Origin of the sequence: Serratia quinivorans (assembly GCF_052113645.1) — a bacterium.
Lineage (GTDB): Bacteria > Pseudomonadota > Gammaproteobacteria > Enterobacterales > Enterobacteriaceae > Serratia > Serratia quinivorans_B.
The window spans coordinates 80,443-94,286 of the sequence record NZ_JBIEIU010000013.1 but is presented as its reverse complement, the minus strand read 5'-3'; the positions used below and the strand labels follow the sequence as shown (position 1 = coordinate 94,286).

The 13,844-nt window shown below is 57.6% G+C and carries 11 protein-coding genes; 5 read left to right on the top strand and 6 right to left on the bottom strand.

Annotation, left to right across the window (positions count from 1 at the left end):
* Nucleotides 1-58: 58 nt before the first annotated feature.
* From ACGS9J_RS21365 to ACGS9J_RS21355, 3 genes are all read right to left on the bottom strand, one after another.
* Nucleotides 59-1,210, bottom strand: coding sequence for a mannitol-1-phosphate 5-dehydrogenase (locus ACGS9J_RS21365; protein WP_442232759.1), 1,152 nt, complete (start codon nt 1,208-1,210; stop codon nt 59-61).
* 58 nt (nt 1,211-1,268) lie between these two features.
* Nucleotides 1,269-3,188: a PTS mannitol transporter subunit IICBA gene (locus ACGS9J_RS21360; RefSeq protein ID WP_442232758.1), complete on the bottom strand. Its 1,920-nt coding sequence runs from the start codon at nt 3,186-3,188 to the stop codon at nt 1,269-1,271.
* 534 nt (nt 3,189-3,722) lie between these two features.
* On the bottom strand, nt 3,723-4,442 hold the full coding sequence (locus tag ACGS9J_RS21355; protein ID WP_442232757.1) for a DUF3053 domain-containing protein: 720 nt from the start codon (nt 4,440-4,442) through the stop codon (nt 3,723-3,725).
* A gap of 333 nt (nt 4,443-4,775) precedes the next feature.
* On the opposite strand from ACGS9J_RS21355, the gene ACGS9J_RS21350 reads away from it, so the two are divergent.
* Complete coding sequence (locus ACGS9J_RS21350) at nt 4,776-5,066, top strand: Fic family protein (RefSeq protein ID WP_442232756.1); 291 nt, start codon at nt 4,776-4,778, stop codon at nt 5,064-5,066.
* Nucleotides 5,067-5,090: 24 nt separating this feature from the next.
* On the opposite strand, the gene glyS is transcribed toward ACGS9J_RS21350, so the two are convergent.
* The gene (gene glyS, locus ACGS9J_RS21345) at nt 5,091-7,160 is read right to left on the bottom strand and encodes a glycine--tRNA ligase subunit beta (protein ID WP_442232755.1); all 2,070 of its coding nucleotides are present in this window, start codon (nt 7,158-7,160) and stop codon (nt 5,091-5,093) included.
* A 9-nt stretch (nt 7,161-7,169) separates the two neighbouring features.
* Nucleotides 7,170-8,084, bottom strand: coding sequence for a glycine--tRNA ligase subunit alpha (gene glyQ, locus ACGS9J_RS21340; RefSeq protein ID WP_442232754.1), 915 nt, complete (start codon nt 8,082-8,084; stop codon nt 7,170-7,172).
* Nucleotides 8,085-8,346: 262 nt separating this feature from the next.
* Here glyQ and ACGS9J_RS21335 point away from each other — a divergent pair, with 262 nt between their 5' ends.
* The gene (locus ACGS9J_RS21335) at nt 8,347-9,687 is read left to right on the top strand and encodes an MFS transporter (protein ID WP_442232753.1); all 1,341 of its coding nucleotides are present in this window, start codon (nt 8,347-8,349) and stop codon (nt 9,685-9,687) included.
* Nucleotides 9,688-9,706: 19 nt separating this feature from the next.
* Here the strand turns inward: ACGS9J_RS21335 and ACGS9J_RS21330 are convergent, their stop codons facing one another.
* Nucleotides 9,707-11,695, bottom strand: a complete 1,989-nt coding sequence (locus ACGS9J_RS21330) for an autotransporter outer membrane beta-barrel domain-containing protein (RefSeq protein ID WP_442232752.1) — start codon at nt 11,693-11,695, stop codon at nt 9,707-9,709.
* Nucleotides 11,696-11,892: 197 nt separating this feature from the next.
* Here ACGS9J_RS21330 and ACGS9J_RS21325 point away from each other — a divergent pair, with 197 nt between their 5' ends.
* The 3 genes from ACGS9J_RS21325 (at nt 11,893) to ACGS9J_RS21315 (ending at nt 13,817) form a co-directional block, all read left to right on the top strand.
* The gene (locus ACGS9J_RS21325; protein ID WP_442232751.1) at nt 11,893-12,459 is read left to right on the top strand and encodes a DNA-3-methyladenine glycosylase I; all 567 of its coding nucleotides are present in this window, start codon (nt 11,893-11,895) and stop codon (nt 12,457-12,459) included.
* A complete protein-coding gene (locus ACGS9J_RS21320) occupies nt 12,456-12,890 on the top strand; it encodes an N-acetyltransferase (protein WP_442232750.1) in 435 nt (144 codons plus the stop codon). The genes ACGS9J_RS21325 and ACGS9J_RS21320 overlap by 4 nt, the downstream gene beginning before the upstream one ends.
* 264 nt (nt 12,891-13,154) lie before the next feature.
* Nucleotides 13,155-13,817 carry an OmpA family lipoprotein gene (locus ACGS9J_RS21315; RefSeq protein ID WP_442232749.1) on the top strand — a complete coding sequence of 221 codons (663 nt, stop codon included), beginning with the start codon at nt 13,155-13,157 and terminating at the stop codon, nt 13,815-13,817.
* Nucleotides 13,818-13,844: the final 27 nt, after the last annotated feature.

The following is a 13,844-nucleotide window of genomic DNA, read 5'->3' as shown; positions in this document are numbered from 1 at the left end:
GCCGAGGTCGGGTTGTAGGGGCGCAACTTGCTGCGCCCGTGAATTCATCATGCTGGATCTACTTTTGCATGGCGTTATACACAGCAACCGCCTGTTCTACAACCTCACTTTCCGCCGGCAGGCCGGAAATTTGCGCCAGCGCCGCTTTTGGCCCCAGTTTGGCCAGCAACTCCACCAGCTCTTTGGCCTGCGGATCCTGTTCGCTGCGATAGCTCATGGCGGCGGCGATGCCCTGGATCAGGTTCGCATGCGGCAGGCCGTATTCCAGCGTGCCCAACAGAGGCTTGATCAGACGGTCACCGGCGCTCAGTTTACGCAGCGGCTGACGGCCCACGCGCTCCACGTCGTCGTGCAGATACGGGTTTTCGAAACGGCTGAGGATTTTGTCGATGTAAGCGGCATGCTTGGCGGCGTCAAAGCCGTAACGTTTGATCAGTACCGCACCGCTCTCCTCCATCGCGCCTTTCACCACGCGGCGGATCGCCGGGTCGAGGATGGCATCGCGGATAGTCAGCAAACCGGCCTGTTGGCCCAGGTAAGCGGTGATCGCATGGCCGGTATTGAGCGTGAAGAGCTTGCGCTCAACAAATGCCATCAGGTTATCGGTCAACTCCATACCGGCGATCGCCGGGGGTTGGCCCTTGAACTGGGTCTGGTCGACAATCCACTCGCTGAAGGTTTCTACCGTCACTTCCAGCGGATCGCTGCTGCCCGCTGCCGCCGGCGGCACAATGCGGTCAACCGCCGAGTCGACAAAGCCGACATGCTGCTCGACCCACGGCTGCTCATCCTGCGGCAATGCATCGAACACGTGCTGTTTTAACTGGCTGGTACCGCGCACCATGTTCTCGCAGGCGATGATGTTCAGCGGTTGGCTGTTGCCCTGCTGGTGACGCTTGATCAAGCCTTTGGCGATAGTGCCGGCAATTTTACCCAGGATCTGCGGGCCCACGGCGGTAGTCACGATATCCGCTTCGGCGATCAGCGCCACCGCCTCTTCACTGCCGCTGTTCACTGCGCTGACGTTGTTGACCGGCTCGACCCGAGCCTGCTCGCCGACCACGTGAACCTGGTAGCTTTTACGGCTGTTCAACAGATCCAACACCGTCTGGTTAACGTCGGCAAAAGTCAGTTCGGCCTGTGCGTCCGCCAGCAGTTTGCCGATAAAACCGCGCCCAATATTTCCCGCACCGAAATGTAATGCTTTCATATTTCTACCTTTCTAATGTCGAAGGGTGCAGCAAGCTGCACCCCTTAAAATGATTCTGTTATCCGGCTTTTTTGCCACTAAGCAGGTCCAGCACTTCCTGCACACTGGTGGTATTCGCCAGCCGCTCGATGACGCCGTCGTCGTCCAGGGCATTGGTCAGGCTGGTGATTACCTGGATATGTTCGTTGTTGCGTGCGGCGATACCGATAACCAGCCGTGCCACCTCGTCCTCTTCATCGCCAAAACGCACGCCCTGCGGGTACTGGCAGAACACCACGCCGGTGCGCAGCACCCGGTCTTTGGCTTCGATGGTGCCGTGCGGCACGGCGATCGACTCGCCCAGGTAGGTTGAGGTGAGTTTTTCACGCTCCAGCATCGCCGGGACGTATTCCGGCTCAACATAACCGCCTTTGACCAGTTGTTCACCGGCAAAGCGGATCGCCTGCTCTTTGTCGCTGGCTTGCAGGTTGAGGAACACGTTGCTTTCGCTCAGTTTGAACAGGTTTTGCTCGCTGGCTTCAAAGCTGTCGTCCAGGGTGCTGATGACTTTCTGCTGGTGATCGGTGGTTTTGTTCGCCGCCACCAGACGCTCGGTCAAGTCGCTGTACAGCTTGCTGTCGAGGAAATTGGTCAGCGAGATATGCTGAGCCTGCGGCGCATGGCGCATCGCACGCTCGGTCAGGTCACGGTGAGTGATCACCAGATCCACATCATCCGGCAGGCTGTTGATGGCGCTGTTGGTCACGGAGATATTTTTCAGCCCGGCATCCGCCACTTTTTTGCGCAGCACGCCGGCCCCCATCGCGCTGGAGCCCATGCCCGCATCGCAGGCGACGATGATTTTACGCACCGTGGTCAGGTCACCGTCCGCCGCAGCCTGTGCCGCTGCACCGCCTTTAGACTGCGATTTCATCGCCTGTACGCGGCGAGTGGCCTCTTCCAGATCGTCTTCTTCTTTCACTTTCGAGGTTTTCAGCAGGAACCCGGCCACCACGAAGGACACCACGAATGCCGCGGCGATCGCCGCCAGGTTGGCGAAGTAAGCGCCCTTAGGGGTCATCGCCAATACCGCCAGAATCGAACCCGGAGACGCCGGAGACACCAGGCCACCGTTCAGCAGGGTCAGCGTGAACACACCGGTCATACCGCCCAGGATCACCGCCAACAGCAGGCGCGGATTCATCAGGACATACGGGAAGTAGATTTCGTGGATCCCCCCGAAGAAGTGGATGATGGCGGCACCGCCGGCAGACTGCTTGGCGCTGCCACGGCCAAAGAACATGTAGGCCATCAGCACGCCCATGCCCGGACCCGGGTTGGCTTCAATCAGGAAGAAGATGGATTTACCGGTTTCGGTCGCTTGCTGAATACCCAGCGGCGAGAAGATACCGTGGTTGATGGCGTTGTTCAGGAACAGGATTTTCGCCGGTTCCACGAAGATTGACGCCAGCGGCAGCAGGTTGTTGGTCACCATGATGTTCACACCGGCAGCCAGGATATGTGACAACCCTTCGACCAGCGGACCAATAGCCATAAATGCCAGGATCGCCAACAGCATCCCGATAATGCCGGCGGAGAAGTTGTTCACCAACATCTCAAAACCGCTTTTGATTTTGCCGTCTACCCAACGGTCAAAGTGCTTGATCGCCCAGCCGCCCAACGGACCGGCAATCATGGCACCGAGGAACATCGGCATGTCTGCACCGACAATCACGCCCATGGTAGTGATAGCGCCCACCACCCCACCGCGATCGCCTCCCACCAAACGGCCACCGGTGAAACCGATCAGCAGTGGCAGCAGGTAGGTGATCATTGGGCCAACCAGTTTGGCTAAGGTTTCGTTCGGCAGCCAACCGGTAGGAATGAATAACGCGGTGATGATACCCCAGGCGATAAATGCGCCAATGTTGGGCATCACCATGTTGCTTAAGAAGCGGCCAAAGTTTTGAACTTTGACTTTGATGTCTGGTGAAAACATAAAACACACCCCTATTGTTACGCGCTGACAATAAGAGCGCGTGATTATTGTTGTTACGATCCAGCCGTGTTGCTGCTGTAGGCGAAGTGGACTCTATCACGCTGTTTTTACCGTGCGAACTTCACGGATTTTTTGTGACAAACATCACATCAATACCCCCACCAATGGGGCACTTATCGTGATCTAACTCACATTTACCCGGTGTAAAAAAGCCACAACGAGAACGAAATTCGCTTAAACCCTAATTAAATGTGAGTTGCATCACATTTAATTGATGCGTGTTTGTTTTTAAATTGTGACATTGATCACAATCTATTTTTCGGTGACGACCGAATCCTGGCCTGGGGGTGGTCTTCCCTGTGAGCATTCATCCCGCCGGGAAAGAGCAGTGCGATGAATGAAAGAAAACTACATGTCGGAAATCGATGATTAATTGAAGTGTAGTACAGAAGCGTCGGGCAAGAAGTGAGCAAGCTGTTGGAAACGCTGGAAGGGAATGGCAGAAGCCGGGATGCCGGCTTCTGCATTAAGGTCTTACTGGGTCACGCCAGAAACGGTTTTCTGTGCGTTGAGTAAATCCTGTTGCTTGGCCACCAGATTCGACATCATGGTGTTGTATTGCGTTGCCTGCTGGGAAGTACGGAACTGCACGCCGTTATTGTTAAAGGCCACTTGATTGCCCTGAGTACGCAGGAAATCCCCCACCTGAACCAGATCCTGAACGAAGCTGGCCGTGGTAGGAATAACCGGCATCAGCGCATTGGCCGGCCCGGTGACAATCTTGTCGTACGCCTGGTTATACACGGCTTTCAGATCGTCAGGTTGCTTCAGCGCGGCCCGGGCGGTATCCGCCTGCGACTTGGCTGACTGGATTTGCTGCCCCAGCAGGTTCAGCGCCCCCACGGACTGCTGCAGCGTATCACGCTTGTTCATGTAGTCCTGCGCGGTGCGGATCTGGTTAATCTGATCCAACGCCGGCGTCAGGCTGGCATCCAGTGATTTGGACAACTGCTGAGAAAAACCGACCAGGATGGCGTAATCACCGGCATAGTTGCCGAACTTCTGTTTCTGATCTTCGCTCAGCGTCGGGATTTTCGCGCCGCTGCGCATCACCGTATTCTGTAAGTAATCAATAAACGCCTTGCGTTGTTCCGGCTCTTTATCGCCGCAGGCAGTCAATTGCATGACCACCAACAATGCCAATACCGGGGCCAACCAACGCGCGAAAATTCTGCTCTGGATCCCTACCGCCATGTGACATAACTCCTGTTATAAACCTGCTTTTTCATCGGACTCCGTCCCTTTTGCTGCACTCCTTGCGCCTATAAGAATAGATCAACTGAATGGGATCCGATACGCGATTCACCTTTTGGTGATTATTCTTCGGCGAAAGCGCGCTACACAAGACTATATCCGCGTCGGCAAGAGGCTACTGCACCGGCTCCGGGGCATGGTACAATTTTGCATCATTTATCACCGGGCCTAACTGCGGATGTCATCCTATAAGCCACCGTTGACCATCAGCTCACGCATTCTGCATCTGGTAACCGATGTCGGCACAGCGATTGCGCCCCCTTTGTCGAGTTTATGCTGGACATGATCCTGCGAGCGTTGGAACAAAGCCTCACCCCCCAAGTCACCCCCCAAGTCACCCCCCAAGTCGGCGAGTTATTGGCGGTACTGAAAGGAGAAATGTCGCGCGAAGAAATTCAGCATGCACTGCAGCTACAGGACAGGAAATCTTTTCGGGAGCGCTATTTACGCCCGGCTCTGAGCGCACAACTGATTGAAATGACGCTGCCCGAGAAACCTAACAGCCGCCTGCAGAAATACCGGCTCACTGCCCAGGCTGCCCTATTAATTAAAAAGGCGCCCTAAGGCGCCTTTTCACGGTAGAGCCGCTTACTGCAGTACGGAGATATCCGCGACCTGCAGGAACAGCTCACGCAGTTTGCTCAGCAGCGTCAGACGGTTTACACGCACCGCCTCGTCATCTGCCATCACCATCACGTTGTCGAAGAACGCATCGACCGGCTCACGCAGTTCCGCCAGTTCCACCAGCGCATCCTGATAGCGGCCTTCAGCAAAGAAAGGCTCCAGCTTGTCGCGCAGTACCACCAGGTGGGTCGCCAGTTGGATCTCGGCCGCTTCCTTCAACACCGAAGCGTGAACGCGATCGTTTAGCGTATCAGTAGACTTGGCCAGGATGTTGGATACGCGCTTGTTGGCCGCAGCCAGCGTCGTGGCCGCTTCCAGCGTACGGAAGTGAGTCACCGCCTTGACGCGGGCGTCGAAGTCCGCAGGCTTGGTCGGACGACGTGCCAGCACCGCTTGAATGGTGTCGACGGCGTGGCCTTCTTCCTGATACCAGGCGCGGAAACGGCCCAGCATGAATTCGACCACTTCGTCGACCACCTTGGCGTTGGTCAGCTTGCTGCCGTACAGGCGCACGGCCTCTTCGGTCAGGGTCTGCAGATCCAGCGGCAGGTTTTTCTCAACGATGATACGCAGCACGCCCAGCGCAGCACGGCGCAGAGCGAACGGGTCCTTATCGCCTTTAGGATGTTGCCCAATGCCGAAGATGCCGGCCAGGGTGTCCATCTTGTCGGCGATCGCCAGCGAACAGGCCACCAGCGATTCCGGCAAGGCATCGCCGGCAAAACGCGGCTGATACTGTTCGTTCAGCGCAACGGCAACGTCTTCCGCTTCGCCGTCATGACGCGCATAGTGCATGCCCATCACACCCTGGGTGTCGGTGAATTCGAAGACCATGTTGGTCATCAGATCACACTTCGACAGCAGGCCCGCGCGGGTGGCGTGGTTAACGTCGGCGCCAATTTGGCCGGCAACCCAGCCCGCCAGCGCCTGGATACGATCGGTCTTGTCACGCAGGGTTCCCAGTTGCTGTTGGAACAGCACGGTTTCCAGACGCGGCAGATTGTCTTCCAGGCGTTTTTTACGGTCGGTATTGAAGAAGAACTCGGCATCGGCCAGACGCGGGCGCACCACCTTCTCGTTACCGGAGATGATTTGCTGCGGATCTTTGGATTCGATATTGGCCACGAAGATAAAGTTCGGCATCAGGTTGCCCGCGACGTCATACACCGGGAAATACTTCTGGTCGCCCTTCATGGTGTAGACCAGCGCTTCCGCCGGCACCGCCAAGAATTTCTCTTCGAATTTGGCCGTCAGCACCACCGGCCATTCCACCAGTGAGGCCACTTCTTCCAGCAGGCTTTCGCTCAGATCGGCTTTGCCGCCAAGCTGCTGCGCGGCCAACTCCGCATCGCGCTTGATCAGCGCCTTGCGGGTTTCATAATCGGCAACCACTTTACCTCGCTCCAGCAGGATCTGCGGATATTGGTCAGCATTGTCGATGGTGAACTCGGCTTCACCCATAAAACGGTGGCCGCGAACAGTGCGGGCGGAGTCGATACCCAGAACGGTACCCGGGATCAGTTCTGCACCCAGCAGCATCGTCACGGTGTGTACCGGACGCACGAACTGCACCTCGGAATCGCCCCAACGCATCAGTTTCGGGATCGGCAGCCTGGCCAATGAATGGCTGACCATGCCCGCCAGCAGTGCTTGCGCGGACTGGCCTTTAACATGGGCGCGATACAGCAGCCATTCACCTTTGTCGGTCACCAGACGCTCGGCCTGATCCACGGTGATACCACAACCGCGTGCCCAACCTTCGGCCGCCTTGCTTGGCTTGCCTTCTGCGTCAAACGCCTGGGCAATCGCCGGACCGCGTTTTTCGACTTCACGATCGGCCTGCGCCGCGCTCAAATTGGCCACTTTCAGCGCCAGACGGCGCGGAGCGGCAAACCAGCTCACTTCGCCGTGTTCGAGGTTGGCGTTATCGAGCTCGGCGGTAAAATTCGCGGCAAAAGATTCTGCCAGTGAACGAAGAGCCTTCGGCGGCAGCTCTTCCGTGCCGATTTCCACCAGGAAAGTCTGTTGAGTCATGGCTGCCTCTTAGTTCTCGTTCTTTTTGCACATTGGGAAGCCCAGCGCTTCGCGGGAAGCGTAATAGGCTTCGGCAACGGCTTTGGTCAGCGTGCGGATACGCAGAATATAACGTTGACGCTCGGTCACCGAGATCGCCTTGCGCGCATCCAGCAAGTTGAAGGTGTGGCCGGCCTTCAGAATACGTTCGTAAGCCGGCAGCGGCAGCGGTTTTTCCAATGCCAGCAGCGACTGGGCTTCTTTCTCGTACTGCTCGAAGCAGGAGAACAGGAAGTCCACGTCGGCGTATTCGAAGTTGTAAGTGGACTGCTCCACTTCGTTCTGGTGGAACACGTCGCCATAGGTGGTCACACCCAGCGGGCCGTTGCTCCACACCAGATCGTATACGCTGTCCACGCCCTGGATGTACATCGCCAGACGTTCCAGACCGTAGGTGATCTCGCCGGTAACCGGTTTACACTCCATGCCGCCAACCTGCTGGAAGTAAGTGAACTGCGTCACTTCCATGCCGTTCAGCCACACTTCCCAGCCCAGGCCCCAGGCGCCGAGCGTCGGGTTTTCCCAGTTATCTTCTACGAAGCGGATGTCGTGAATGGTCGGATCCAGACCCAGCTCTTTCAACGAGCCCAGGTACAGTTCCTGAATGTTGTCCGGTGACGGCTTAATCACCACCTGGAACTGATAGTAATGTTGCAGGCGGTTCGGGTTTTCGCCGTAGCGGCCGTCGGTCGGACGGCGGGACGGCTGCACATAGGCGGTGGCCATCGGCTCCGGGCCCAGTGCGCGCAGGCACGTCATCGGGTGAGAGGTTCCCGCGCCGACTTCCATGTCCAATGGTTGAACAATGGTGCAGCCCTGGCGCGCCCAATAGTCCTGCAGTGTCAGGATCAGGCCCTGAAAGGTCTTGGTATCAAACTTTTGCATGTTGAATTCGCACGCGATACAAGTGGATTTAAATGGGATGCGCCAGTATACCCGTTGACCGTAAGATATACAGCCAGAATCCGGCAACAAGTGTGAATCATCAAAGAAGCGCGCTCTTTTCACGCACTAAAACAGGGCAAATGCCCCTCCGTAGCACCGGTTCTGCGTCTAAACCCACCCCCTTCCCCCGGCTGACGGCACCGCGCAGGCTGGCACCAACCTTGCTAGCGTCCTGATATCAAACATTTCAGGAGGTTCGCCGATGACTACCGCCTTAACCGACAGCCGCTATCGCTACCGTATTTTCGCCATGGTGTTCTTCATTGCGCTGATCAACTACGTCGATCGCGGTGCGCTGTCCTTCGCCGCCAACGATATCTCTCGTGAATTCAACTTCAACAAGGCACAACTGGGTGCCGTGCTGGGCTATTTTGGCTTTGGCTATTTGTTCGGTTCGCTGTGCGGTGGTTTTCTGGCCGACCGCATCGGCACCAAGAAAGTCTGGCTGATCGCCGGGGCGCTGTGGTCGCTGTTGGAGATTGCCACCGCCTGGGCCGGTGAACTGGGCGTGGCACTGTTCGGCGGCTCGGCCATCATGGGCTTTGCCGCGCTGCGGATCATGTTCGGCTTTGCCGAAGGCCCGGCTTACGCGCTGATGAACAAAACCATCGCCCACTGGGCACCGCGCAAAGAGCGTGGATTTTCGCTGGGCATCGGGCTGCTGAGCACTCAGGTGGGGTCGTTGTTGACCGCGCCGCTGGCCGTGGGGCTGCTGCTGCTGACCGATGACTGGCGCAGCATGTTTATCCTGCTGGGCCTGTTTTCACTGATCGCCATTCTGCTGTTTGCCCGTTTCTTCACCGACACGCCGCAGGAGCATCCTGCTGTTAACGCCGCCGAACTGGCCACCATCAGTGCCGATCAGGAAGCCGACAGCGTGCAACCACCTCTGCCGTGGTGGGCCTTTTTCACCAACCGCACGCTGGTATTTAACGCCCTGGGTTATTTCTCGTTCCTCTACGTCACCTTTGTGTTGGTGACCTGGGGCCCCAAATACCTGCAGGATACTTTTAACTACGATCTGCATTCGCTGTGGTATGTCGCGATGATCCCGTGGAGCGGCGCCTGCTTTACCGTGCTGCTCGGCGGTCGCATCGCCGATGCGCTGTTAAGACGCTTTGGCAACCTGCGGCTGGCGCGCAACCTGTTCGCGGCAGTCACCTTGCTGCTGACCGCCACCTGCTTTTTGCTGATCCCCTTTATGAGCACGCCGACCGAAATCATTCTGCTGATGACGCTGGGCAATGCGCTGAATGCGCTGGTCAATAACGTGTATTGGTCGGTGGTGATCGACGTGACGCCCAAGGCTTCCGTCGGTGCCTACAGCGGCATGACGCTGGCGATCGCCAATATTGCCTCGATCACCGCGCCGATGCTGAGTGGCTGGCTGGCGCAACATCACGGCTATGGCGCCATGTTCTTCGCCACCGCCGTGGTGTCTTTCTGCAGCATGCTGTGCATGACCCTGCTGCAACCGGAAAGAAAGCTAGTGGCCGAGGGTACGCTCCCCACTCACGGTGGCGTACCGCAAAGGGTCCGCTAAACGATCGGCTCCCTGACAGTCAAAAACGCGCGCTGACACCGACGTTATACATGAACTGTTCGCCACTGCTCAGGCCGCCGGTCTGAGAAACGGTGGCGAAGGCGGCCACCTGATCGGTCAGCGGCATATTTGCCCCCAGCGTCACATCCACCCAGTTTTTATCCTGGTTGGCACTGTCGCGGGTGAAAGAGGTTTGTGTGGATTTCAACCCACCGCCGGCACGGTAAACATCGTCACCAAACTGATGTTGATAACTCACCTCGGCGTACGGATTAAACAGGCCAAACTTGCTGTCCAGCCGCCAGCCCAGCGCGCCAATTTGCGAATGGTAGGTCTGATCGTTAAACCGCATGGCGGTGCTGTCGTTGCCGTCTTCGCTGTAACCGGAGACGTTGCTGTAATCCCAGGCGAACTGCGCCATCGGCCCGGTGGTCAGGTAAGAGGTAACGGGGAAGTCGTAACCGGCGGTGACCCGCGCGCCCCATTGCTTGCCGTCGGTGCTGCCGGTTTCGGTGCGGGTTAACGCGCCAAGCTGCATGCTGCGGCGAATATCATCGTAATCCATCGTTGCATAGTGCAGATCGGCATTCACCCAGCCGTGCTCGAACAGCTCAAGGGCAGTAAAGGCCGAAAATAGCAGGCCGCGCGCCTTGTAGTCATAGCGGCTGGAGGGCTGCTGGTCATCATTGGAACCGGAAATCAGTGCGCCGATCAGCCAGCCGTCGGTCAACTGGTAATCCACCCCCACCGTCAGATTATGGGTGGTGGCATTACCCTCTCCCGCCGCCAGATTGGAGGAATAATCATAGTGCTGCCCGGCATAGCCGCCGAACACCCCCAGCGCGCCTTGCGGGTTGTCGCCGTTGCGCAGCTGCTGGAAACGGCTGTCGAGGGTCGCGCGGCTGTCGCGCGCCATGGCCGCCGTCGCCTGATTCAACGCCACCACCTGCGCCGGACCGTCCAGCACCGCCTGAATGTAATCGGCAATCAGCAGATGCGCCTGCGGGCTGGGGTGAAAATGGTCGGCGAACAAATAGGCCTGGCTGCTATCAAAGCCCGGCATGGCGGAGCTGCATACCGCAGAGGAGACGCCCGGCGGACAAGCCATGCCGGCGGTGTTGGTGAAACCAAACTGCGCCGGGTTGGCAATCGCCTCGCTAAACAGTTTGTTTACGTCGACCCGGACGATATTACCGCTCCCCTGTGCCAGCAGGCGGTCTTCGCTCTGGTTGTAGAAATCGGTCAATTGCGCCGCCTGAGCGCTGAGGCTGTCATAAGCGGCAATCAGCTGGGTGGCAATCGCCTGCTGTACCTGCGGGATCGCGCTGCCCTGCTGCGCCGCCGCCGTCAGGGCTTGATGAATGGCCTGGGTACGCTGGTCGTTATCCGGCGTAACCAATGAATTAAGGGTCGCATAGGCCGCCTGTACCGCCGCGTTTTGCACCGGCGTCAATGCCTGCTGGATAATCAGCTCCATCAGTTGCGGCGTAGAGCCAATATTCGGCACCGTTGGGACGATCACCGTACCGGCACCGGCATTCAGCAAAGAGTGAACCTGCGCGGCCGCCGCCGCGGCGCTGTTGTAGGCCACACCCGGTGCGGTTGTCGGGTTTAACGCCGCCGCCGCCAGATCGTTGCCGCCAATCCAGTGAATATACAGTCCGTCACCGTCAGCCCGGCCATTGACCTGACCGAGGTAGCTCTGCACCTGATCCTGGGTATTGTCCGCCGGATTGAGCGCCGGCACTGCCACACCCCCACCGGCAGCGTAGTTATTCCCGCCGTCGTCCGATGCCAACAACGCAGCCCCGATGCGCTGCGCCAGCACTTCGTCATATAACAGGTGTTTATTGCTGTCGTAGGTAAAGCGGCCATTGTTGCCGGTGTCGCTCAGACTGTCGCCGAAGACGTAGAGTGAGTCATAGGCCAGCACCGGGGTCGTCATACTGCATAATATCGCCACTGCAAGCACCGCCGGGCGGGGCATACGAGTTATTTTTAGAGGCATGAATAGACTCCTGAGAGCCAGCAAATGAAAGAAAATACGTTTTTATCATTGGCCTTTTTGAGTGTCGGCCATCTAGTAAATATTGCTGGCTTTTTCGCCACGTCAAGCCGACTGATGATAAAACAATCAGGGGCTTGCCAAGTTCACCACTTCGGGCGATGATTACTGTAAATAAACACAGCACAAGGACAGTCAGTATGGCCAACGAACGTTGCGGTTGGGTGACGGCGGATCCGTTATACCTCGAGTATCACGACAAGGAATGGGGCGCGCCGACGACCGATGCGCGCGAGCTGTTTGAAATGTTGTGCCTGGAAGGGCAGCAGGCCGGGCTGTCCTGGATCACCGTGCTGAAAAAGCGTGAAAATTACCGTCGCGCCTTCCACAATTTCGATCCACAGCGGGTCGCCACCCTCGGTGAGCAAGAGATAGCAGCGTTACTGCAAGACAGCGGCATCATCCGCCACCGGGGCAAAATTGAAGCCATCATCGCCAACGCCAAAGCCTATCTGGCGATGGAAGCGGCCGGGGAAGATTTTGTCACTTTTATATGGTCATTTGTCGACGGCGAACCACAGCTCAACCATTGGCAGGAACTGAGCCAGATACCGGCAAAAACCGAGCGCTCGGACGCCTTGTCCAAGGCGCTGAAAAAACGCGGCTTCAAATTTATCGGATCCACCACCTGTTACGCCTTTATGCAGGCCAGCGGGCTGGTGAACGATCATCTGACAGGCTGCCTCTGCTACCCAAAGCCGCAGTGATCCACCCCTGCCACCCGGCAGATATGGCGCGGCTGATGGCCTTGTGGTTACCCAGCACCATCGCCGCTCACCCGTTCGTCAAGGAGAGCTACTGGCAGGAAAGTGCAACGTTGGTGCGGGAAAACTACCTGCCACGCGCGCAGAGCTGGGCCTATTGGCATCAAGGGGAAATCGTCGGGTTTATCAGCGTGTTGGACCAACGCTTTATTGGCGCGCTGTTCGTTGAACAGGCCTTTCACGGCCGTGGCGTTGGCCAGGCTCTGATGGCGCACGTGCAACAGCATTATCCCCGGCTGAGCCTGGAGGTGTATCAGCAAAACCTGCGCGCCTGCGCCTTTTATCACAAACAGGGTTTTCAGGTGACGCAGCGTCTGTTTAATGAAGAAACTCGGGCCTATACCTTGATCATGAACTGGCCGTCTGCGGTTTAAATCTTGTCACTTCCGGCTAAAAAAAGCGCATCTCGTCCCGGGGTGCGTTCAATTCAGAATCCGCTGCATGGTATTCCCTCGCGTTTTGCCGGATAACAGGCTCGGCCCGTTATCCACTTATATTTTGTCACGTTTTTTCCGGAACTGCCGGAAGGGATACGCGTCATAGTAGCGCTTCGGCACGTCTTGGCATGCCGACAACGGTTTTTAGCGTCCCCAGATTGGATTGGCGCACCCAGATTCTGATGCCACAAAGGAAAAAAGATGAAAAAACGCATTGCGATTATTGCCGGCGCGGTGAGCATAGCGCTCACGCTGTCAGCCTGTACCACCAACCCGTACACCGGGGAATCTGAAGCCGGGAAATCCGGTATTGGCGCCGGTATTGGCGCCGCGCTGGGTGCCGGCGTAGGCATGCTGTCCTCGTCGAAAAAAGACCGCGGCAAAGGCGCGCTGATTGGCGCTGCGGCCGGTGCAGCATTGGGCGGCGGTGCCGGTTATTACATGGACGTGCAGGAAGCCAAGCTGCGCGACAAAATGAAAGGCACCGGCGTCAGCGTGACCCGTCAGGGCGACAATATCGTGCTGAACATGCCAAATAACGTCACCTTCGACAGCAGCAGCGCCACCCTGAAACCGGCGGGTGCCAACACCCTGACCGGCGTTGCCATGGTACTGAAGGAATACCCGAAAACGGCGGTTAACGTGGTCGGTTACACCGACAGCACCGGCTCCCGTTCTCTGAACATGACCCTGTCGCAGCAACGTGCCGACGGCGTTGGCAGTGCGTTAATCACTCAGGGTGTGGCGGCTAACCGCATTCGTACCACTGGAGCCGGCCCGGATAATCCGATCGCCTCCAACAGCACGGCAGAAGGCAAGGCGCAAAACCGTCGCGTCGAAATCACCCTCAGCCCGCTGCAGTAATCCCGAGCGGGGCGCCACGCCCCGCCG

Excerpts from the sequence above, each read along its gene's own strand:
- ACGS9J_RS21365 (WP_442232759.1), bottom strand. The coding sequence starts at position 1,210 with ATGAAAGCATTACATTTCGGTGCGGGAAATATTGGGCGCGGTTTTATC.
- ACGS9J_RS21360 (WP_442232758.1), bottom strand. The coding sequence starts at position 3,188 with ATGTTTTCACCAGACATCAAAGTCAAAGTTCAAAACTTTGGCCGCTTC.
- ACGS9J_RS21355 (WP_442232757.1), bottom strand. The coding sequence starts at position 4,442 with ATGGCGGTAGGGATCCAGAGCAGAATTTTCGCGCGTTGGTTGGCCCCG.
- ACGS9J_RS21350 (WP_442232756.1), top strand. The coding sequence starts at position 4,776 with ATGCTGGACATGATCCTGCGAGCGTTGGAACAAAGCCTCACCCCCCAA.
- glyS (WP_442232755.1), bottom strand. The coding sequence starts at position 7,160 with ATGACTCAACAGACTTTCCTGGTGGAAATCGGCACGGAAGAGCTGCCG.
- glyQ (WP_442232754.1), bottom strand. The coding sequence starts at position 8,084 with ATGCAAAAGTTTGATACCAAGACCTTTCAGGGCCTGATCCTGACACTG.
- ACGS9J_RS21335 (WP_442232753.1), top strand. The coding sequence starts at position 8,347 with ATGACTACCGCCTTAACCGACAGCCGCTATCGCTACCGTATTTTCGCC.
- ACGS9J_RS21330 (WP_442232752.1), bottom strand. The coding sequence starts at position 11,695 with ATGCCTCTAAAAATAACTCGTATGCCCCGCCCGGCGGTGCTTGCAGTG.
- ACGS9J_RS21325 (WP_442232751.1), top strand. The coding sequence starts at position 11,893 with ATGGCCAACGAACGTTGCGGTTGGGTGACGGCGGATCCGTTATACCTC.
- ACGS9J_RS21315 (WP_442232749.1), top strand. The coding sequence starts at position 13,155 with ATGAAAAAACGCATTGCGATTATTGCCGGCGCGGTGAGCATAGCGCTC.